Here is a 22,721-nt window from a genome sequence, read left to right on the forward strand (position 1 = left end):
TATTTTTAAATGGGGGATCGAATAGATTTTTTAAAAGTCAATTAGCTGGGACGCAAAAAGCCTATGAAGCAATTTAATGTATCAAACAGCGCGACTCAGTGTATTTGGTTGCCTTTAAGAGTGACTAAACTATTAGACTATGGAAATGCTATTTGTTTACTTTTTACTCGGCGCCATCGCGGGTACAGCGGCAGGCCTCTTGGGGATTGGTGGAGGCTTGATCATCGTGCCTGCTTTGGTGTTGATTTTTTCTGCCACGGGCATCTCCCCCCAGGTGCTGACCCATATGGCGGTGGGGACTTCGTTGGCAACCATTATCGTGACTTCAATCAGTTCGGTCTGGGCACATAACGCAAAAGGTGCCGTTGACTGGCACCTATTTTGGATTATGACTCCAGGGATACTTGTGGGGTCTTGGCTGGGCGGCGTGACAGCAGACTTGTTACCTGGTGCTTGGTTGCAGCTATTGATTGGCGTGTTTGCCATATTTATGTCTGTGCGTATGGGCTTAGGTGGGTTGGCCTCAGCAACCTCACAAGAAAATGGCGATCACTTACCCGGGGCAGCACCTTTGATATGTTCCGGAGGAGTAATCGGCTGGCTCGCAGCGATCTTTGGTATTGGTGGAGGGGCCTTGGTGGTACCCTACTTATCGCACTTCGGTACAAAAATGCAGCGCGCTGTCGGAACCTCTGCTGCCTTTGGTCTGCCAATCGCGATTTCTGGTTCAGTCAGCTTTGCCGTGCAAGGGTGGGACAATCAGTTACTACCGAAGTGGAGCAGTGGTTATATTTACTGGCCGGCTTTTGTGGGAATTGTACTTACCAGCGTGCTCTTTGCCAGGCTTGGTGCCAGTGTTGCTCACAGGATATCTGCTAAGCGCTTAAAGCTGTGTTTTGCCTTACTGCTTTGTATTATCGGGGTTCGCTTTATCTGGCAAAACTTCAATCTACTATCTCGGCTAGGCTAGACCTACTCTCTGGGTTGCTTTTAACGGATCGGAAGTAAATAGTCTATCCCCTCCAAACATCTATTTTCAGATGCTCGCAATAGCCATCGTGGTCTTAAAAACTCCCGGTCGAATTACTCTTGCCAGCCCTTCAGATTACGCGGCTGAAACATCCTTATAGGATATTAGTAATACAATGATTAGTATTTTCCCCCAATACATGCCAACCAAAAATTATGCGTTCAAAGTGGCAAAGATTATTTTTAGCCATTGGTAATCTCTATTTTCAAACTAGAAAATACTTCGTTCTAAATTGAAATTACCAGCAGGAAATTGAAATAGAAAAGATGAAAGCCCATTAAAATATAGGCACGAAAATAATCTTATTGGATTTTATTAAGTTTGTTTTAGCGTCAAAGCCGCGTAAAATCGATAGATATTTATCAGTACTTGGTTCGCAATTCAGGGGTTTTCTACAGGGCTAATAGTCCAACAGAATCAATCGTTCCAAGATTTTTTATCAAAGCTTTCCCCCAAAAGGAGAACGGTAAAGTGACATAAGAGAAAAGTAAAAGCGCTGACCCAAGGTGCGCCAACACCAGGGGCCAGCTGACCAAGTTGATATCAGACCTATCAAAGGTCGAGTAGACCAAAGGAACTTCCCCTTCGACCTCTCACAGAACCGTACGTGAACCTCTCAATTCATACGGCTCTTCGTATTCAGCACATTTTCAATCTTCCCATTCTCCAGTGTGCAAACAAGCCGCGCATTTGTTGACGAACTTTTCCAATAAAGGCCCAACTTTTGAAACAGCTTCGCTTTAGATGCTTAAACTTCTTCCTGGCCCAACGCATCAGCGTTTGGTCAAGATACTTCTGAAGTCGATAAACACCATATCTCCGCCCAAAGTGACCATAGTAGTTCAGCCAACCCTGTATTGCGGGATTAAGTACTTTTGCCATTTCAGATAGTGATCGATCCACCCAGTTTATTACTCGCCATTGCCTGACCTTATCCTTAATCCTCTTGAAGGCCTTAGGGCTCATTGAAGGACTAAATGCGGTGAAGATCTGTCCTTGGCGATTCCTTGCTTTTCTGGGACCAAATCGAAAGCCCAGAAAGTCAAAGTGGATCACTGGGTGGGAGTCTTTACGATTACTGTTCTTGCAATAGACCTTGCGCGTTTTCTCTGGATGAGCCTCAAGCCCGCAGGTAGTCAAGCGTGCTTTTAGAGCCGCCAGTAAGCGATCCGCCTCTCGAGGATTACGACAATGGTAAACAGCATCATCCGCGTAACGCTCAAAAGGAATATCTCTGTGCGTTCTCACCATCCAGGCGTCCAGCGCGTAGTGCAAAAACAAGTTTGCCAGTAGAGGGCTGATTACACCCCCTTGTGGAGTACCTTGTGTTCGCTCTTCAAGCTGTCCGTCCCGATGTTGTACTGGAGCCGTTAACCAGCGCTGTACATAGAGTCTGACCCACTGATGATTATTATGTTTATCTAATGCCTTCAGCAGGAGTTCGTGATTAATATTGTCAAAGAAACCCTTGATATCTAAATCAACTACCCAGATTCTATCCCAGCATCGTTGTCGAGCTCGGCGCACTGCGTCTATAGCAGATTTGCCTGGCCGATAGCCGTAGGAGTCAGGGTGAAATACCTTCTCCAATTCTGGCTCCAGCAGTTGCTTAGCCACCATTTGCGCAATGCGATCTTCGATTGTGGGGATACCCAGTGGTCGCAGGCTGCCATCGAGTTTCGGAATATCCACTCGTTTGACGGCTGATGGAAAATAGCTGCCAGATGACATCCGATTCCATAGCTTGTACAGGTTTTTGACAAGACTCGATTCGTATTGCTCTATCGTTATCTCATCAATCCCCGCTCCGCCGCCATTAGCCTTAATCTGCTTCCACGCTTCCCAAACCGCTCGCTTGGGAATATTGAATGGCTTTGCGCTAATCGTTAATTCCTCCCCATCTGGGTTGATTACACGGTTAGTCGCCGAATACGACAACCCCTTCGCTCCACGTCCATTACAGCCGCTTCTCCACTACTACGGGTTGTTCCGCCCCTGTGACCAGTCTTGGTACTCAACGTCTTGTAGGGCCTCTACTTGACGCTCTTCCTTAACACCTGGACGACAGGTTCTCCTGTTCCACCCAAAAGCCTGTTGTGTGTTCACGCCACCTCTATGCCGGATGCCACTCGGTCGGTAAACAGGTAACCTCCAAGCTTATCCCCGCACTTAGCCAGTGCACGGGTTTTGACATCATCTTGGTAATACGCTTTCGACACCTCATCAGTGGTTCATTTGCATTCGTCTCTACACAACATACCTGACGTATCTCTTACGCCTTTTCCTCAAGCGCTTCTAACCAAAGCTCTTTACTCCGATCACCTTGAGGCGGTTTGTTATCACTTCCTGCAAAGCGATAACGGAGGGCCGACCTCCATCTCCTGGATAGCACGTATTTATTTTTTATTTATAAAAATAAAAAAAAATACTCAGGACGCACTGGCTGTATGGATAATACGCTAGAAACCCGCTCGTCTTCAATAAAGTTGACTAGGCTCAGGAGCTTAGAGTGCTTCATCAAGCTCTGGAAGCGTTGCATCCGTATTTTCTTCTTTTATGCCTACCGTTCTCGTGCGCCTCCTAACCCTCCTCCACACACCACTTTCCAGCTTCCCCTCGTGTGGAATCCGCACATAATTTAGTTTCCGAAGGAAATAAGCATGTTGATTTTAAAGCGCCGGACTGGTGAAAACCTGAGAATTGGAACAAATGTTGTAATAACAGTTATTGAAGTAAAAGGCAGTCAAGTGAAGATAGGTATAGATGCACCCAAGTCTCTACCCATTCATCGTGAAGAGATCTATATACGTATCAAGAAGAAACAGAAACCTTAAAGCTATTTATTAGTCGTCGCCTCAACCAAACCACTATTCAGATTTTATACATACGGGCTGGAGATTTTTAGACCTCAGACAAGAACACCGTGTTGCCGAGAGCACAGCGCCTATCTCGGCACAGCCCACTATATCAACCAGGCACTGACCATTTCTGAATCGGAATTCTTTGAGGCTTTGCGAAGACTTTGTGAGATAGTGGGAGCAGTACAACAAACTTATATTTGCTTCAATAAATGCTGATATCTTAGCGCGAGCTATTGCCGATGCTTCCTCCCCTACGCACGCTGCAACTTAGTTCAAACCGTTTAATACATTTACCTCCAGCCGCATCAGCTTTAATGGAATTTATTCCGATAATAGATTAACCCCCTACCCTTTCACTCTTGAAAACCTTATCAAAGCGCTAGCCAGAATCATTGGTGAAAACTATAGGATCAACAATACCAATTAATATAGCGGACACCCCACTTGGCCTTCGACAAAAATTCTAGTGATCCCATGTAAAGCTTCTTCAAATACTCAAACAGAGGGGCTTCACCAGATTTCCTATCAAAATAATGCCCCTCTAGAGAAATTATTAAGTAATCCACAGAAAGGTAGATCAAGAGAACTAGAATGGCGCTCCCAATTCTAATAACTCAAAAATGAGATTTTGTCGACAATTTCACGGATAACAATCGATTCCAATCGCACATTTACGGGCAAACTTATGAGCAAGCTATTCAGCAAGAAAACTTTGGCACTGGCATTTACAGTCATACTGGCTTCATGTGGAGGAGGTGGAGGCTCTTCTTCAGATTCGGACCCAGCCCAATCATCTGGCGACAGTGGCGGGGGCCAAGGCTCTGGAGATGGTGGCAGTTCAGGTAGTGGTAGCGGCTCTGGGGATAGCGGATCGGGGACCCTTCCAGACAACGAACCTGGCACCGTGACTGTTGGCGATATAGAAACAGCAGATCTGGGGTTTGCCCAGATTACTTCCCGGGATATCACATTGCCGAATGGCCAAACCAATGCCGAAGAAGTCCATGGACTCCCACACTATATAGCTAGAACAGATAGTAATCAGGATGACAATCTACAGTCCGTGCCCATGCGAAGTTACACCACAGCTTGCGCAACCGATACTGATAGACCCAGGATGTTTGTTTCCAAAACACTTAGCGAAGGTAGTGGAGAAGATGAAATCACTTATGGCACTGTTTATGAGCTGCAATATAATCCTGAAACTTTAAGCTTCGACCAAACCGGCAATACCACAATTCTAAAACAATGCTATGAAGCCCATGGTATTGCAGCTAGCGCTGATTGCTCACGGGTTGCCGTCTTGTGCAACACTGAATACCAGGCAAACGAGCGCTATGATGTTCAAGGGGATCTGATTGAGCAATACGGTAGCGACTGGATGAAGATGGAAAATAATATCAGTGCTATTGACGGACGTATTGAAAGGGATATCGGCCTGATGATATCTACCAATCACAGTCAATACATTGGCTATTTTACGGACCATCCCACACTGAAGTTCGAGGACTTCCTACCTGGGCTAAAAGAAAATTTCCCCGAGACCGACTTCGGCGATTCCCCAACCTTTAAGACAATTAAAGGTAACGAAATGCAAGAGGAGATGGCTTATATTGTCGATCAACTCTCTGATGCCGACTATAACGCTATGGTCGAGTATATTCGCGAGAACGGCTACAAATATAATGATCAAATCTGGCTAATGGAGTGGGATAACTTAGCGCTTAGCGAGAAGCCTGCTGCCTACGTTGTAAACAAGATGCATGGTGGCGGCCACGCCGGAGCCCAAGAGCTTATCTATGTCGAGAATGATAGCCAAGGCCGCACCAGCTACGCCTTCTCAGTAACTGCTCGGGTTTTTGATAGCAGCTATGGTGGCTCCCACTATTCTGCTGGAATGACTGTTATTGATCGCGATAACTGGTCCTTAAATATGAGTGGCAGCAATAACAGAGGCTGGTATTGGCTTTGCGGCTACGGTCATGTCTTGAATATCCGGGCATTTTATAATCCTGGTACCGAAAAATATGGAGCAATTTGCACTAGCGATGGCGGTCAATATAATCAATCGCGCGGATTAAACACTATTGCCATCAAGATGGAGGATATTTCCTCTACGAGTAGATTTGAAGGTTACTACAATTACCTGATCCCCTCCGACAATGCATTTTTCTCTAACGGAGGTGGACATACTGTAGTCCCTGTGGATGAAGATACTAACTTATCTCTCATCGTCTCCCCCAAGTACATTGATGATGAGGAAATGAATCGCTTCCTGCAAAGCGAATACGGCATTGATACCAGCACTGAAGGGCCTTTTGACCAGCAATGCTCATCCGATGATACGAACTGCTTCTTTTCCTACATGTCAAACAGCGATAATCCAACCATTTCAAGACAGGGGCTACGCAGTGGGGATGCTCTGGAATCCTCATCCCTGACTCGCATTGGTATTGCTAAAGTGGATGGTGAAGGAAGTATCGAGGGGGAAGGCTTTAAATGGCTTGTAGAAGAGCCCGACTGTCAAATCAGTAATCCACAACTTATCGACTTGAAAAATGGACGTTACCTATTTGGCTATGCGCAATTTCAGTGTATTTCCGACAACCTTTCTTATAACCGCAGTTCCGCTAAAAATGGGGCAATGCGGATGCTTGTTCCGAGAGCCTACTATGTTATGGAAATTGATGCAGACCTAAATGTATTGGAAGGCCCTGTAAAGCTGACGAATTTTGGTTGGGGCGGACTTGACGAACCTGTCTTCATGGGCAACGGTAAAGTCGCTTGGTCATATATCAAGAACCCTACAATTGATAGTTACGGCGGCGGCAAGCAGAACGTTTGGCAAGCGATGATCTACCTCTCAAATAGCGCTAATTGACCTGAGCATATAGAGAACGACTAGTTTTTGTGAAATGGAAAGAATAACTCTCCATTTCACAAAACTAATATTTGTGAGTTTTTGGAATCTCACAGCCACAGAAACTCTGCTCTCCTTTTAGCACTACATTGTCCCTATCTGAATAAGGAACTTAGAATTGCGCCACCTCTCCACTAGATAAATTCTGAACTAGTTGGATGATGCAGCAACATATCAGTGTAATCACTTAAATAACCTCAAGAGATTTCGAGACGACACAGTCGCAGCTTTAGGTACGACAAGCATTAATATTCCACTGGCTGCCAAATTAAAAAACAATACAAGTCCTACATGGCCAGCACCTTGCCTCACAGTAAGCAGAATTCGTTAGATTCGAACCCTACTACCACTGGGTGTCCCACTGTGCATGAAGAGAATTTTTCGCAGATATCTAAATTTGTTGTTGACTGTGAAAATCACGACTAACACATTAAGTCTAGGACAAATATCCCGACCTCTGTTTCTCACGAGACCTCTTCCTATACATCAATACAGATTAATTACTACTAAACCTTACCCTATATCAACAAAAAGAAAGGTGCTGAACTGGCCAACTACTGAGACTGCCCCTCAATGGCACCAAAGTGCAATTAAGCACACAGAATCACTTGCACCTTTACTCAAAAAAAAACGAGAAAAAACACTTTGCAAAGAAATGTAAATCTCTTAAAGTTTCTCCCGCCAACACGAGCCCGACTCCAATTGGCAAACTATTAGCAGTTGAAGGATTTAACTTAATGAAAAAAATTTCTGCATTTATTTTTTCCACCCTACTCATCATTTGTGGGCAGGCAAATGCAAAAAACACACTTGAACCAGGCACCTGGTTACAGTCTGGCGAAAAATTAGTATCAAACAATGGTCGGTTTGAGCTTATTATGCAAACGCCAGGAAATTTGGTGCTATACAAAGTTGGCACCAACAGCAGCACTGGGGAGAGATGGCAAACAGCATTATGGGCAACCCGCACCGGAGGCAACCCAGGTAATCCAGGTGCAAAAGCATTTATGCAAAGATCCAACGGTCAACTTGTAGTTTACACTGCAGACAACAAACCTCTGTGGGTTTCTGGAACTGCAAAAACTGCAAATAAAGATACCAGACTTTTCCTGATGGACACTGGAAATCTAGTACTTTTAAAGCCAGATGGAACTCCTATTTGGCATACTGACACCGGCCCTAAAGAATGTAAAACTGAAAATGTCCATATGTGGGGCGGCAGCATACAGTATGGCGTAACTTTCCCTTCAGAACAGAGCTGTAAGGCTTACGTTCCCCTGCTTCCTAGTTCAGATAAATATTGGGCACCTGCTTCTGGTCCCGAACCTTGTGTAATATCCCCGGCATATGCCGGTAAGTATCCACAAACCATTTGTGAATAATTCTTAACCGAGCCATCCTAAGGGATCAGCCCCTACTTTTTAGGGGCTGATCTGACTAACACGCTTCTTCTTTAAACCTCTAAATATAAAGTTATTTTTATTGGCTCAATCACCCGAAGACCTATAAACCTGAAATTAATCGATTTCAGTTGAAAAGACATTGCTACAGTGAATGCTGTAAAATCAAAAACCATATAAGTATATGTAAAATCCAAGATAGCGCTCTTAACTTTAATGTAACCCCATGAGCACTGCCCGAGTGTGCAAAAGGCAACCTTGTAAGAAGGTTATAATTACTAGATGAAGCTATTCAGGCTTAGTATACATATATGAGTCCATCGACCATTGGGCTAATGCCGAGCTTTTTCCGCAGCCAGCTAATCTTTTGATGAGACTTTTTCTAGGTGCTATCCAAAATCACAGCTTCTTAATTTCTAGTAAATTTCTTCATAGTTTGGATACGTCTTAGATCTAAATCGGTAAGTGATGCTCCTAAAGCTGTTACCTGTAATGTTGCTGGCACTGCTCTCTCATATTTTAGGTTCGATAATTTATTCTGTACTATTGAGGCTGGTGCAGCTCTCAGTGTATTCCAAGGCAATGTAAAACTGAAGATATCTGGCCAGGGCAGAAATGACGATACTGTTTTCCTGGGCGGCGGTAAGCAGAACGTTTGGCAGGCGATGATTTACCACTCAAATAGCGCTAATTAATTCATTCATAAAAAGTTAAACTAGCTGTGATAAAAATGTAGGCTTTTGCTCTCCAGTTTTATCACACAACTGTTAGGCCTCCATAACCTCCAAAGATAAAGAAGTGCTATTCATCCATTTATCGATCGATGGCAAATCCCTATCGAATATAAACTCAAAACTACTGTTTCTTCATACAATGACTACTGGATCGGTAGAATAGTACGGCATCAGATCAGTGCAATTGCCTGAAAATACATACCCAGATGCAAGTATGCTAACCTCCCGCCTAAATAAAATTAGTCACTGAACTACAAAAACTGAACCGCCCTTTCTTCATTGAGTATTGAATTTAGAAGTCGCTACCCAATAAGGAAATGGCTATTACTGTTCATGTCTGGAAGCAAAAGACCGGGAATGTCGGACATGCTTCCATCACCATTGATAACACCTATATCAGCTACTGGCCTTCTTCAGCGGCAGGGAAAAAGGACTTTAAAATCGCGCGATCGCACAGCCTTTCCTTTCCAAGTGGTTATCGAGTTGACAGACGCCTCGAGGGCGGTGATGCGGATCAGAACATTCTTATCGATGGGCTGAATGAAACAAAAATGATTGAAGCCTGGGAAAACTTCAAGGGCGAACAGAAGCATTACAATATGAAGGATCAGAATTGCTCGACGGTCGTTGCCTGGCTACTTGAGACTGGCTCAGGGTTCGCATCACCTGGAAAAGGAGGAATCAAAATCAGTGACTGGGCAGCAAGCCCTATTCATCGTATTCTCTTCCAGTTACGCTTTTTCGGTAATCATATTGATATGTGGACACCCAATGATGTGTTAGCTTATGCGCTACAAATTCGAAGCCAGATAACCTCATGAACCTACCGCTATTCTACTCTCCAAATTACAACATCAGCTTGCCGCTGCTTTCCAGCTTGCATCCTTTTGATGGCTGTAAATATGAGAAAGCATTGGCACTGATTAATGCCGAGTCAGAAGCGAACATTGAGTTAAAAGTTGTTTCAGAGCCTCTTAGTCAAGACTGGCTATTATCTGTACATACGCAGCCCTATTTAGATAGCTTGCATCAATCGAAAACACTGGCTCGCGTTATAGAGATGCCGCTACTGCGCTTGCTGCCCGCAGGCGTATTAAATAAATATTTCATGAAGCCAATGCGCTTTGCAGCTGAAGGCACTTGCTTGGCGGTACAGGAAGCCTTGAATAAGAAAGCCTCTACCTTAAATCTCGGTGGAGGCTATCACCACGCATTTGCTGGTCACGGTGAGGGGTTCTGTGCTTTCGCCGATGTAGCCATTGCTATTAATCGTGCCCGCAAACAGCACCTGCTCTCACCAGATGACAAGATCTGGGTAATTGACCTTGATGCCCATAGAGGGAATGGGTTTGCTGACTGGGCCATGGAGGACCCCAATATACATATCTTTGATATGTACAATATGCAAGCCTACCCCGGCTTGCACCCCGATGAGCAGGAATCTCGCTGGCCATTTTTAGTCCCCCTAAAGCAAGGAACAGATACTGAAGGTTACCTCAGTCGGTTGGAGTCGGAATTTTCGGACTTCATTAAGCAGAGTCCGCTGCCTAAATTGGTTATCTACAATGCAGGCACAGATATTATTGCCCAGGACAAGCTGGGGGGGCTCCAGGTCAGTATCGATGGGGCCAGAAAAAGGGACCAATGGCTGGTTGACCAGATTCAATCGCTGGATGTGCCTATGGTCACCGTAACCAGTGGCGGCTACTCCGAAAACTCCTATCGTCTAATAGCTGACTTAGCGATTTACCAGGCAAAAAAGGTAACAAGTTGAAGCTCTGGAGAGGCCTCTGTCATTGAGAAAAGTGGCCTAGTAAACAACCGCTCCCTAACCCACCAAATTTTTCAAAGACTTTTGAGTATTTAGGCACTTGATTGACGCTGGAGTACTGAGCACCAAGTTACTCTTTGAGCTCTTTCGCCCGCAACCAAGCCAACCCGAGACCAGCGGCAACCGTAATACCCATGCCTATCACACCACGGATACCGAATTCTGTGCCAAACATAAAACGATCAGCTAACACACCGACGAGGATCGCACTGTAAAACAGTGCCCCAACGAGGTAAGCAGGTGCAACACGATTAGCGATCGTGTAAGCAAGATTCTGTGGAACAAACAGCAGTGCGGGAATCGCGAGAATCCATAGCGACGATGTCTCTACCTTCGCCCCCTCCCAGAATACAATAGATAAGCTAAAGACCAACATCCCAACAGCGAAATAGAACATGATGCGCTCAGGTGGCTCGGTCCGGCCTGCGACACCGGTTGTGATACTACCCGCTGCACGCGCTACTCCCGCCAGCAACGCAAGGAGTGAGTAGGGATTGAAAATGCCCTGAACACTGTGCTGGATCAAAATGAGGCATACGCCCAAGAATGCCAGTATCGCAAGAAAGATAGTGGCGATACTAACCCGGTGACCGAGGAATACTCGGGCCATCAACATGGCAAAGAATGGATTCGTGCTTTCCAGCACCAGGGCATCTGCGATGGGTATGCCCTTGACCGCCCAATAGAAGGCAGCAAAATAGACAAAACCTGATATGGAGCGAAGGATAAGGATCTGGGGATTCACCGGCCTTATCCCCGCCACCCCTTGTCGCATCAGAAGAAACATACCCGACAATGGAGCAAGCAATATGACCTGTGCAGCCAATAGTAGAAATGGACTAAGGCCTGCACCAGAACCCAGCTTACCGGCAATACCAAGACACCCCATCAACACTCCGCCGAGAAGAGCTAACCCAACACCCAGGGAATGATTTTGACAAGTAGATGGCAAACTGTCACTACCTTTGGCAAATAGAGGTCAAACCTGCCTGAGAGGTAATAATGATGACTTCATTTATGCATCGGGCAGGTCATTACAGAGCAGAGCACTATGTAACATTAGCCCTCCGATTGATTCATTTCCTGTTGGGCTGACCAAAGATTTTGGCGCAGTAATTACTTGCCTGCCGGCGTCAGTTTCCCTGTTACAAAAAATATGAACGTCATAATATGAAAGTTGAGTTTTGACCACTTTTAGATCAAGAGTATTAATCCTGTCCCCAGTTCTACCCCAACAGATATACAGCGTAAGCGACTGTCGGCACTTCCTTTCCACCAGACCTAATCCCAACCCAATATCTCGCTACTTCTCCTTGCGAAACCTATGGGCTTTATCGCACAAGGATGGTTGGTAGCCCTAAATTACTTCAAATTGGCGGTGGAGCGTAAGAATCTATAGACGCTCGCTTGAATATGGAAATTGTACCTACACCCTATTTATTAAACTCGCGTTATGCCTTGCCGATCGCTAACTTGTATAAATATCACTGCTCTCGGAAAAATCTCTTAGTGTCTTCATATATTTTTCCACATACTTTAGAGCGCTTTCTTTGCTAACTAGCGGTTCGCAATATCCAAAAACAAACACCCCTTCTCCATCTATTGTACAAGTCACTAGCATTATGGGGTGTTCTCCATGTGTTTGAACAGTCATAGCCACACCAAAGTCAAAGAACATTAAGGGGCCTGTATACTCACTGATATCCCCTACATTGGATACACAAATCCCAGAGGGGAAATAGTCTTTCTCAGCACTAGAATTTTTAGCCAAATCTTTGATCTCATCAAGGCTGTAATCAGGCACAAGTGGAGGTTTAAAAAAATGCCCATTTCGCAATTGCAAATAAACTTTTCTTTGAATTAAACGTGCGAGGTTTAATAAGTCGAGACTATTTTCATCTGATGATAAGGATATGGTTAATACAGCTGTACATTCCCCTATAACATCTCGATCTATCTGGCGTTTACACAAATATTGTGCATTTATAGGTAACGTTAACTCTGTTGTTGAGCGAAAACTTGGTAATGACTGGGCAGCAATAACAGCAATGGCATTATAAATAGAGGTAACCTGAACATTCTCACGCTTTGAAATTAAATGTAAATAGGAACATAATTTTTTAGGGAGGACACGGTACATAGAACATCCCATTCTAAGGGAGGCGTTTGCTGCCTGCTCTACTGGCCACTTTGGAGAAACGTCATTTCCGCCACCAACTGCCGATTGTCTTTTTTTAAGGTGTTTTATGGAACTAACATACTCCACCACCGATTTTTGCATGATCGAAGCAGAGGGTTTACTTCCTGAACCCCCTCTCAAGAACCGATCCAAATCTCTAACCAAGATTAATAAGGAGCGTCCATCCATGGCAGCATGGCTTACCATAAAAGCAATCCACTTTACTTCTTCCTGCTCATTCATATAAACCGTGAAACGATACACATATTTATCCAGCTCAAGAACTTTACTTCCTAAGCGCCTGAACTCTTCCTGATAATTTAAAGGCATTGCATCATGCTTTATTTCAAAAGGAATAGTTTCAAACCCCACATCACAGAACCAATAGGCATGATCATTTTTTTCTATACGAGAGCGGAGCATTGGGTGCAGGTTATGGAGGTATTCCATTCCCTTTAGTAATTCTTCGATACCGAGAGAATTACATACCCTGAAGAAGACAGCTAGTTGAACTGCGCCATTTGACTTTTCAGTCAACTCTACAGAGAGTGCTTCCTGAGCTCCAAGCTCACGAAAAGGTTTTGTATTTTTCATTGCAGGCTCTTCCCAGTCGGGAGATCACTGTCAATAGTATAGAACGAGAAAGCGCTATACCCTTGTAACATTTATAACAATCGATTCTAGATAACCACGAGACTCTCACAAACCTTATAGATCTCGGCGCCATAGGTAATGGGATCTCTTTCCACCTACTTATTGATGATATCTTTCAGGACCTTCATGAACTTTCACTTACTGTCAACGCCGCTCAATATTCTCCGCCTAACAAATACAAACAAATGATAAGCAACAACTACAAATCCGACCTTGCACCCCATCTGAATTGAGTTGATTGCCTTTTCATTCTCTGAATCAAAAAACAGTGAATACACATGTGCAATAACATTTGTTAAATCAATCAACACAACCATTAAGAATATGACCAACCAATAACAAAACAATAAGAGCCTATTAAGGTTCATAAATATCAATCCACTTCCTCAGCGACTGTTAACTATCACCCCAACCTCTAGTTACTTCTCCTTGCAGCGTTTATCGAACCTAATGGGTTCCATCGCACAACTAGGTTTTTTAATTTTTTACCATACCTTTGCCCTGACTTGAAGGGAAACATCCCTCGGTACCGGTTACAATAATATAACTAGCTCTCATCTCTAGTCTTTTGGTGTCCTGGATTTATCATTTAGGATCAACCACTCCCTTTAGTCAAATATTGTATTCACCAGGAAGCAACTAACCTTAAACTCCCGTTAGACTCTCTATGTACTTTCAACTCACGATTGAACGCCCCCAAAACCATGACCCACATGCCACCCAATATTCTTCATCGCGCCCCTGCAAATAAAATACATCTTGAATATCGGACACCTTCCAAATCAACTTACTCTTGATTAGGTTGTTATTTTCTATACTTAAAATTTCTACGTTATTTGATTTTGCCCGTAACTCAATCTTTTTTCTAAAGTAATTATATCGCACTATTAACAGAGTATATGGAAGCCCTCCAAAGCAACCTACTACCACCATCAGTATTCCTTGGTACAGATACAATCCAACTAGATTAAAAAAAGTCGCATAATTCGTAGCGAAAGCGTCACAAATATTGACACATTAGGACCAGCAGGATCAAATACTGTGCAAGCACATGCCCCCTATATAGATATCGCTTACTACCACAACACCCGGTCTACTACCACCACTGCTAACATCTTCATTCAACATTCAGGCCTCCTGAATTATTTTGAAAATTGATGCTTCCAGACTAATGAAGAGGATAGTTTAAGAAGTAAAACACAAGTGTTGACCTATTCTGATCTCAATATAGATATTGTGGGTAGATCTTGTAATCTCACATTATCCCTTACAGATCACTAACTTATATGGAAATCATTGCTCTCGGAAAAGTCTCTTAGTGTCTTCATATATTTTTCTACATACTTTAGAGCACTTTCTTTGCTAACTAGCGGTTCGCAATATCCAAAAACGAACACCCCTTCTCCATCTATTGTACAAGTCACTAGCATGATCGGGTGTTCTCCATGTGTTTGTACCGTCATAACTACACCAAAGTCAAAGAACTCCAAAGGGCCCGTATACTCACCTATATCCCCTACATTGGATACGCAAATCCCAGAGGGAAAGTAACCTTTAGCAGTACTAGAATCTTTAGCCAAATGTTCGATATCAACAAGGCTGTAATCTGGTACAAGTGGAGGTTTAAAAAAATTCCCTCGCCTCACCTGTAAATAGAATTTACTTTGAATTAAACGTGCAAGGCTCAATAAGTCAAGACTAGTTTCATTTGATGATAAGGATATAGTTAACGCAATTGTACATTCCCCAATAACATCCCGTTCTATCTGGTGTTTACACAAGCATTGTGCATTCATAGGCAACATTAACTCTGCTACTGAACGGAAACCTGGTAATGACTGGGCGGCTATAATCGCAATAGCATTATAGATAGAGGTGACCTGCACATTCTCATGTTTTGAAAGTAAATACAAAAGAGAAAATAATTTTTTGGGTAGGACCCGGTACATAGAACATCCCTTTCGAAGGGAAGCATTTACTGCCTGCTCTACAGGCCACTTTGGAGAAATATCATTTCCGTCACCAACTGCCAACTGTCTTTTATTAAGGTGTTTTATGGAACTAACATAATCCACCACCGATTTTTTCATGATCGAAGCAGAGGATTCATCTTCAGCCCCGCCTCTCAAGTACCGATCCAAGTCTCTAACTAGGAGTAATAAGGAGCGTCCATCCATGGCAGCATGGCTTACCATAAAAGCAATCCACTTTACTTCTTCATGCTCATTCACATAAACCGTGAAACGATAAGCATATTTATCCAGCTCAAGAACTTTACTTCCTAATCGCTTAAACTCTTCCTGATAATTTAAAGGCAATGCATCATGCTTTATTTCAAAAGGAATAGCTTTAAAAGCTACATCACAGAGCCAATAAGCATGATGATTTTTTTCTACACGAGAACGGAGCATTGGGTGCAGATTATGGAGATATTCCATTCCCTTTAGTAATTCCTCAACACCCAGAGACCTACAGGTCCTGAAGAAGACGGCTAGTTGAACTGCACCGTTAGACTTTTCGGTCAACTCTACAAAGAGTGCTTCCTGAGCCCCAAGCTTCCGAAAAGGTTTTACTTTATTCATTGCAGGCTCTTCCCAGTGGGGAGATCACTGCCGACAGTATAGAATGAGAAAGCGCTATTGCCACATAACATCTATAAAAATCGATTCAAGATAACCACGAGGCATGCACAAAAGAAATCATAGCTGTAAACGCCAAAAACAAGGCTCACATAGCTTAAGAAACTTGCAAATCGCCTAGAAAACCCACATCGCCGCACTCCAGATATACTCGAATATAGTTAGACAAAAATAAAACTATACGCTAAACAACCTTCACCGCCATCTACATTCAGTCGAAGTACTAAAGCCTATATCCGTATATCCTAGCAACAATAACTGAGTACGAAGTTGATCAATGGCAACTGGAGTGGGCCGATAATGGCCAGAACAGGTGTTAACGAAAACTATCTTTCCACCCTCCGCTACGATCTCACCCGCTGCTGCAACACTATCTCCTGCCAGAAACGTCGAATGAGCAAAGACTGGCTTTGGATAAAAATAACTTGAATATATATTCCCATTCTTATCCATAACATAGATAGCGGCTCTACCATTATAATCTTCTGCCTGTTGTGCGCGCCTAGTATCAAAAAGCTCACCAGTAGAGTCATAAATCTTCCCGTCCATCACCGATAGTTTCGTCCCCTCTCGCTGGGCATCTGTGTAATAAATAACATATGCAGGACACATATATTTAAATTTTTTAAGACACCTTACATCTTCACCCTTGTATTTTGAGTGAAGTTCAAAAAGCCTGTAGTTTTTTATTTTTGAATTACCATGTACCGCAACACTAGAGCTACTTTCATTAGCCCTATTCGTATCGTTCATAGTAAGAATCCACTGGGAGATTCCTTCTGGTGCACATCTGCCCGCATTAACCCCATGGTAATTACATGTATTTTCACCTGACCACCAGTCAGTTGGTCTAGGCAATACACTATTGGAAAGACCTATTTCCATTAAGTATTCTGGTGTTTCATTTACATTTCTGCTCTCAACTATAAATGCCCTATCACGATAAGCCATACCGCTTGAGGGCTGGCCGCAATAGAGCGCAGTCAAAAGTACGGCAATAACTTTCTTTAGATTCTTAACGACCATTATCGGCAACTCTTTCGCAACTGAAAAGGACGGGAGAATACAGTGGTCTCAAAACGCGCTGTGAATAGGTGTTTATAAGCTTTCAGCCGGCATCTATGCCTATATTGTCCCGCACGCACTGTATTTTCCTTCGCAAATTTAAGTTTTTCAGTCATCAAAACCCACTCTAAGAAGAAAACCCAAGACTAACCAGCAGGACCTGATACATAAGAGTAAATAGTATGATGAGTGGGGCGACTTCCAAATCAAAATAGAAATGGTCCCCCTAGATGCTCAAGCCGCAGCATTCAACCAACCTAAAGTGTCCCTCCACAAACTATCTTCGTAGCGCGCCTTGAAGAAACCAAAATGACCTATTGGCTTTATATCCACGGCTTTAGCATTCACAATCTGTATTTCTGTATTTGCATTACAATAGAACGCCTTGAGAGCCTTCACAGCCTGCAGTGGAGCAAAATCTATATCGTCATCTATGTATAAAAACTTCATATTGCACTCTAGACGGGAGAAGCCATCTCGTACGGGACTACCTCTCTGGTCGACAATATAATCTTTATGGCGCCCCCAGTAGGCCCACTGCCGGGCAATACCTGCGGGTAAACTCTCACCACCGAGGAAAAGGCCTGGAACCTGCCCCAAAATATTTGATAAGAGCGGTATCATAGCGAACCAAGCAAACAATATTTTGGGCCTTTGACGCAATCCCCAGTGCCCCCAATACCCGCTCTGGGAGGATACACAGTAGACACTAGCAAGTTGGGTATTGTTATCTGCGAAGCCAATAATTTGGCCCCCTACGCTATGCCCCACACAATGCCAGGTTAGCGTTTTGTATTGGCTAGTAGACCAATCGATAACAGCGGCCAAATCGTACTCTCCCCACGCGCTCATAGATAGTCGGGAGTCTCGTTGATTGGCAACCGCAGACTTACCTATACCTCGATAGTCATAGGTCACTACCAAGTAGCCATTCTTAGCCAGGAATTTTGCAAATTCAGCATAATAGCCCTGCTTTACCGCAGTAGCCGAATTTATGATTACCCCCGCTTTAGGCGGACCTTTTGGTGAAAATAGCGTTGCCCCGAGAGATAGGCCATCCTGAGTTACTATTCGACATTCTTCAATCATTATTTGAGGCCTCCATGTCTTGGTCTAATACAAAATTTACGAGAGGGCCCAGCACCACATCCGGAGCCTCCAGCTCAGGGAAATGTCCAGCTTCTGCTATGCGTAGTAGAGAGGCCTCCGGGATCATATTCAAACTTGAATGCTTACAAGTACATTTATGAGAAAGGTCCCGCTCCCCCCAAAGAAATAAGGCTCTCACTGTTAAGGGTTTGGAGAAAAGAGTACCCTGCAAAGGAGATTCGCCGACTAATAATCGTTGAAAAGCTGACGCCAGATTAAAAGTTGCTCCATGTTGGTAGGCTTGTTGGGCCAATTCATTCAACGGTGTGATCAGCTCACTCCTCCCTAGCGCAGCTTCAAACCAGGCAAGTGTTCGCTTACGTTTCAGGGCTTTTAGCAACAGCTGACTTAAAATTGGCTTGCTCAGCAATCCTCGTGGATCTCTCCCCTCCTTCCATCTCAACATTTCTCCCCAGCTCGGTACTTGAGATAGCACTATGTGGTCAAGCAAATCTGGGCGCTTGTACGCGAGTGCGATTGCTCCAAAGCCGAGTACGCATGGAGCAACAAGCGTCACACATCCAAGGGCAAGGTTTTGTAAAAACACCTCGGTAAGGCTAACCAAAGATGCAAAGTTATAATCAATACTCGTTGAAGGAATGGAAAAACCAAAGCCAGGTGGTTCAAATATTACAACGGTGAAATCACTTGGAACTTGGCTTACAAGATAGTCATAATGCTCAATAACAACTGGCGGATCTGCTTCAAATACAATTACACGGCTGCCTCGCCCTATCTTTCGATAGCGAATCACACAAGAGCCCAAATCCATAAACTGAATACCATCTCTTGAGTGAGCTGCGTACCCTTTAAGGGTTTGACTTTTAAGCAAACTCGGCACAAAGCCATCTATAACTGCCGACATCATACTCTGGCCACCTGATTACTTTAGATACTCAATCAGATAATCCTAGGGAAGTGACAACACTGCGACAAATGGGTTTTTCCTTAGGCTCAGGCAAGAAAATCTTGTCCGGGAAAATAAAGCTAGGTGATTAACCTTCTAGGAAATGGACAACTTCTATAAACCAGCGAACAAATCCTTCAATAATTTCGTTACCCTCCAATGACTTGCTAAAGGCAAGATACAAAGGAGCCAGCTCACTGAATTTTTCAGGGTAGAGTAGTTCAAGCTCTCCAGATCTGACTTTAGGCGTTAGTGCGGGAAAGTATCCCATTGCGACTCCTAACCCTTGTTCGGCCATCTCGAGTACGGGTTGTAAGCCATCACAAGTCAGCGTCTCATTGAATTCAACTGATAAGCCCCAATCTGCCGACCATCTTTGCCAACCCAGCTTATCTGTAGACAATTGGATCTGATTTGCTCGATCACTCTTCAAGTAACCCGGTGCACAAACCGGTGAAATTCGCACCCTTGAAATCTCCCGGTAACACAAATCATCATTCGACTCCTTGTCATAACGTATAGCAACCTGCAGCTCGCCAGGGTCTATGCTGGCGCGGGCAATTTGCGACTCGATACTAATACACACTGTGGGGTATAGCGCTTTAAAGGATTTGATATTTGGGGCGAGTACTGTATTGGTCAGAAATGGAATACTGTGGATGGTAAGTGTTTTATTTTGATCCCGCGCAAGTAAATCCAAAGTTGCCCGTCGAATCACTTCCAGTGCCTTGGCAATTTTCAGATGGTATTCCCTACCAACACCCGTAAGTTCAATAGTTCGATTGAAACGAATAAATAGCTTGGTTTGCAACTCCGCCTCCAGCGTTCGTATCTGGTGCCCAACAGCGGAAGGTGTTACATGAAGCTCTTGTGCAGCGTCCTTGAAGCTTAAGTGCCGAGCAGCCGCATCAAAGGTTACCAGCAAGTTAGTCGAGGGAAGTTTCCGCATGAAGAATACTGTGATGCCATACCATTATTTTGTGAATGGCAGATTATCATGGGTACTACAGACTCCCTCAACGTGTTAGCTGCCAAAATTGAGGAGAATCTAGCCCAAAACAACCCCTCCCGTTGGAGCGGTTACGCTTGAAAGCAACTCCAAACTCACCTCCCTCCTGCAAGCCCCTCTATCTGATCTAATGTAAACACATCCCCTCCCCGATCGTGTGAGCTACACCCATGAGAGATGTCGCTGTTGTTGCCTATTGCCGAACTGCCATTGCCAAAGCCAGGCGGGGTGCGCTGAATGAAACTCACGGTATTTCTATGGCTGCCCATGTCCTGAGGGAGGTGGTTTATAAGGCGGGTTTAACGCCACAGGAAGTGGAAGACGTTGTGCTGGGGTGCGGCTTACCCGAGGGAGCTACCGGACACAATGTCGCGCGCAACGCGGCACTATTTGCCGGCTTTGGGTCTCAAGTGCCGGGGTTTACTATAAATCGCTACTGCGGCTCTGGCCTTAACGCGGCTTCTATTGTGGCCAACCGTATTGCCACAGGCGAAATGCAAATTGGGGTGGCCGGTGGCGTCGAGAGTATCAGCCTGGTGCAGTTCAACTTGAACCTGAACCATTTTGTCTATGAGCCCTTGCAAAAGAAAGTGCCGGCAGTTTGGTGGACCATGATCCAAACGGCCGACTATGTCGCCGATCAATACAACATCAGTCGCGAAGACCAGGATCGCTATGTGGTTGAATCACAAAAGCGTGTTGCCGAAGCTCAAAAGGCCGGAAAGTTTGCCGAGGAAATCACGCCGTTTGATACGGTAATGGCAGTGAAAGATAAGGAGAGTGGCGAAACCAATCGTCTGAAAGTCACCTTGTCAGAAGATGAAGGCCCCCGCCCCGGCACAACCATGGAAGCCCTGTCTGCGCTGGAGCCCGTAAACACAGGGGGGACGATAACTCCCGGTAATGCGTCCCAGTTATCCGATGGGGCCGCAGCGGTCGTCATGATGGATGCTGAACTGGCAGCGCAGAGAAACCTGCCTATTCTGGGGCTGTTTCGCGGTATGCAGCTGGGAGCGGTAGCGCCAAAAGAGATGAGTATTGCGGTAGCGCCAGCGGTCAGTCGCCTTATGAAGCGCCACCAACTCACCCAGGATATGATTGACCTTTGGGAGCTACATGAGGCTTTTGCCGTAACCACCCTATACAACCAAGCTGAACTCAAAACCCCTTGGGACATTACCAATGTTAATGGCGGAGCTATTGCGCTCGGCCACCCCTACGGTATGTCGGGCATCCGCTACCTGGGTTCAACCCTGTTAGAGCTGGGCCGGCGCGACGCCCATCGGGCAATTATTGGTGTCTGCACTGCCGGCGGAATGGCGACGGCTGCTTACTTAGAGCGATAAGGAGTCGCCCCATGAGCACCTGGAAGCCTATAGCTGCCCTAGTATTACTGCTACTGCTCCCCTTGGCGGGTTATCTACAGGAAAATATGCAGGGGGTAAAATTTGACACACTGGTAGAATCGACCAAGGATTGGGCCGGAGATACCCTACCCCAATATCCAGAGGGGCAGCCAGAGCTCTCTGTGGTGCGTGTGACAATCGAGCCCGGCGCACGGCTACCAGTGCACAAACACCCCGTACCTAATAGCGTCTATGTTGCCGAAGGCACTTTAAAAGTTACCCTCGTTGACCAGGATAAAAGCCTAACTTTGGATGAGGGGAAAGCCTACGTTGAAGTCACCGATATGTGGCATTTTGGGCGCAATGAAGGCGACAAGCCTGCGACACTCATCATTTTTTACGCTGGTGCTAAGGGAATTCCGACAACGGTCTTTCAAAAAGATAATTAGGAAGCACCCTACTCTAATAACTTGCCGATGAATTAGCAGCTAACTGACGCGCAGCAGGGCTTCTCTAAGATAGCCAGGCAATGGGGTCTTCTCCTTTTCAGGGGATGACAGAGTGACATAGGTAATATTAGCGGTGAACGCTAGTATCCCATTATCCAAAAAGCCTTTCGTTTGAAACGTAAAAGAGTGATTACCAATATCCGCAACAGAAACATGGATATTTAATTCTTGATCCCAGGTTACAGGGGATAGAAATTCCAGGTTAAAAGCTCTTACAGGTGTAAGAAAACCCAGTTGTTTCATTCTGGCGATAGCAGGCCCTTCAAGCAGAACAGCCATTGCATCATGGGTTGCCTCAAGTGCAAACGATGAGAACCTTGGGGTGTATACGATTCCCTCGGGATCACAATCCCCGAACAGTACTTTTCGTTTGACGGTTATCATCGTATCAACCCGTTATTTCTTATCTGGGCTGGAATTATATGTGAAGGTCCCCGCTCCATTCCTACCAAACCACCTACCCAAATCCATCATTGAGAGATCAAACC

Annotated in this window: 17 protein-coding genes; 8 read left to right on the forward strand and 9 right to left on the reverse strand. The window is 44.7% G+C overall.

All coding sequences use genetic code 11. From position 1 onward, the window contains the following. Nucleotides 1-139: 139 nt before the first annotated feature. On the forward strand, nucleotides 140-970 hold the full coding sequence (locus ACJJIN_RS06870; RefSeq protein WP_444897448.1) for a sulfite exporter TauE/SafE family protein: 831 nt from the start codon (nucleotides 140-142) through the stop codon (nucleotides 968-970). Nucleotides 971-1,669: 699 nt separating this feature from the next. On the opposite strand, the gene ltrA is transcribed toward ACJJIN_RS06870, so the two are convergent. Further along, a complete protein-coding gene (gene ltrA / locus ACJJIN_RS06875) occupies nucleotides 1,670-2,968 on the reverse strand; it encodes a group II intron reverse transcriptase/maturase (protein ID WP_444895509.1) in 1,299 nt (432 codons plus the stop codon). 722 nt (nucleotides 2,969-3,690) lie between these two features. Here ltrA and csrA point away from each other — a divergent pair. From csrA to ACJJIN_RS06900, 5 genes are all read left to right on the forward strand, one after another. Beyond that, entirely contained in the window at nucleotides 3,691-3,864 is a 174-nt protein-coding gene (csrA, locus tag ACJJIN_RS06880; RefSeq protein ID WP_444897449.1) for a carbon storage regulator CsrA, read from the forward strand. Nucleotides 3,865-4,576: 712 nt separating this feature from the next. Continuing rightward, nucleotides 4,577-6,772: a hypothetical protein gene (locus ACJJIN_RS06885; RefSeq protein ID WP_444897450.1), complete on the forward strand. Its 2,196-nt coding sequence runs from the start codon at nucleotides 4,577-4,579 to the stop codon at nucleotides 6,770-6,772. A 623-nt stretch (nucleotides 6,773-7,395) separates the two neighbouring features. Continuing rightward, entirely contained in the window at nucleotides 7,396-8,193 is a 798-nt protein-coding gene (locus ACJJIN_RS06890) for a hypothetical protein (RefSeq protein ID WP_444897451.1), read from the forward strand. A gap of 1,069 nt (nucleotides 8,194-9,262) precedes the next feature. Then, nucleotides 9,263-9,766 (forward strand): hypothetical protein, encoded by a 504-nt coding sequence (locus ACJJIN_RS06895; RefSeq protein ID WP_444897452.1) that lies wholly within the window; start codon nucleotides 9,263-9,265, stop codon nucleotides 9,764-9,766. Continuing rightward, the gene (locus ACJJIN_RS06900) at nucleotides 9,763-10,719 is read left to right on the forward strand and encodes a histone deacetylase family protein (RefSeq protein ID WP_444897453.1); all 957 of its coding nucleotides are present in this window, start codon (nucleotides 9,763-9,765) and stop codon (nucleotides 10,717-10,719) included. Before ACJJIN_RS06895 ends, ACJJIN_RS06900 begins: the two co-directional genes overlap by 4 nt. Before the next feature lie 127 nt (nucleotides 10,720-10,846). Here the strand turns inward: ACJJIN_RS06900 and ACJJIN_RS06905 are convergent, their stop codons facing one another. The 7 genes from ACJJIN_RS06905 to ACJJIN_RS06935 form a co-directional block, all read right to left on the reverse strand. After that, a complete protein-coding gene (locus ACJJIN_RS06905) occupies nucleotides 10,847-11,728 on the reverse strand; it encodes a DMT family transporter (protein WP_444897454.1) in 882 nt (293 codons plus the stop codon). Nucleotides 11,729-12,244: 516 nt separating this feature from the next. Next, entirely contained in the window at nucleotides 12,245-13,549 is a 1,305-nt protein-coding gene (locus tag ACJJIN_RS06910) for a condensation domain-containing protein (protein WP_444897455.1), read from the reverse strand. A gap of 1,337 nt (nucleotides 13,550-14,886) precedes the next feature. Then, nucleotides 14,887-16,191, reverse strand: coding sequence for a hypothetical protein (locus ACJJIN_RS06915; protein WP_444897456.1), 1,305 nt, complete (start codon nucleotides 16,189-16,191; stop codon nucleotides 14,887-14,889). A gap of 252 nt (nucleotides 16,192-16,443) precedes the next feature. Next, complete coding sequence (locus ACJJIN_RS06920; RefSeq protein ID WP_444897457.1) at nucleotides 16,444-17,274, reverse strand: IQM protein middle domain-containing protein; 831 nt, start codon at nucleotides 17,272-17,274, stop codon at nucleotides 16,444-16,446. A gap of 273 nt (nucleotides 17,275-17,547) precedes the next feature. Continuing rightward, nucleotides 17,548-18,402 (reverse strand): alpha/beta hydrolase family protein, encoded by an 855-nt coding sequence (locus tag ACJJIN_RS06925; RefSeq protein WP_444897458.1) that lies wholly within the window; start codon nucleotides 18,400-18,402, stop codon nucleotides 17,548-17,550. After that, on the reverse strand, nucleotides 18,395-19,330 hold the full coding sequence (locus tag ACJJIN_RS06930; RefSeq protein WP_444897459.1) for an alpha/beta fold hydrolase: 936 nt from the start codon (nucleotides 19,328-19,330) through the stop codon (nucleotides 18,395-18,397). Before ACJJIN_RS06930 ends, ACJJIN_RS06925 begins: the two co-directional genes overlap by 8 nt. A 127-nt stretch (nucleotides 19,331-19,457) precedes the next feature. Further along, nucleotides 19,458-20,318, reverse strand: coding sequence for a LysR substrate-binding domain-containing protein (locus tag ACJJIN_RS06935; RefSeq protein ID WP_444897460.1), 861 nt, complete (start codon nucleotides 20,316-20,318; stop codon nucleotides 19,458-19,460). A gap of 230 nt (nucleotides 20,319-20,548) precedes the next feature. Between ACJJIN_RS06935 and ACJJIN_RS06940 the strand changes: the two genes are divergently transcribed. After that, nucleotides 20,549-21,724: a thiolase family protein gene (locus ACJJIN_RS06940; protein ID WP_444897461.1), complete on the forward strand. Its 1,176-nt coding sequence runs from the start codon at nucleotides 20,549-20,551 to the stop codon at nucleotides 21,722-21,724. Nucleotides 21,725-21,735: 11 nt separating this feature from the next. After that, entirely contained in the window at nucleotides 21,736-22,173 is a 438-nt protein-coding gene (locus ACJJIN_RS06945) for a cupin domain-containing protein (protein WP_444897462.1), read from the forward strand. Between the two features lie 39 nt (nucleotides 22,174-22,212). On the opposite strand, the gene ACJJIN_RS06950 is transcribed toward ACJJIN_RS06945, so the two are convergent. After that, on the reverse strand, nucleotides 22,213-22,617 hold the full coding sequence (locus tag ACJJIN_RS06950; RefSeq protein ID WP_444897463.1) for an acyl-CoA thioesterase: 405 nt from the start codon (nucleotides 22,615-22,617) through the stop codon (nucleotides 22,213-22,215). Nucleotides 22,618-22,721 lie beyond the last annotated feature (104 nt).

The organism is Microbulbifer maximicatervae (SeqCode) (assembly GCF_052467505.1).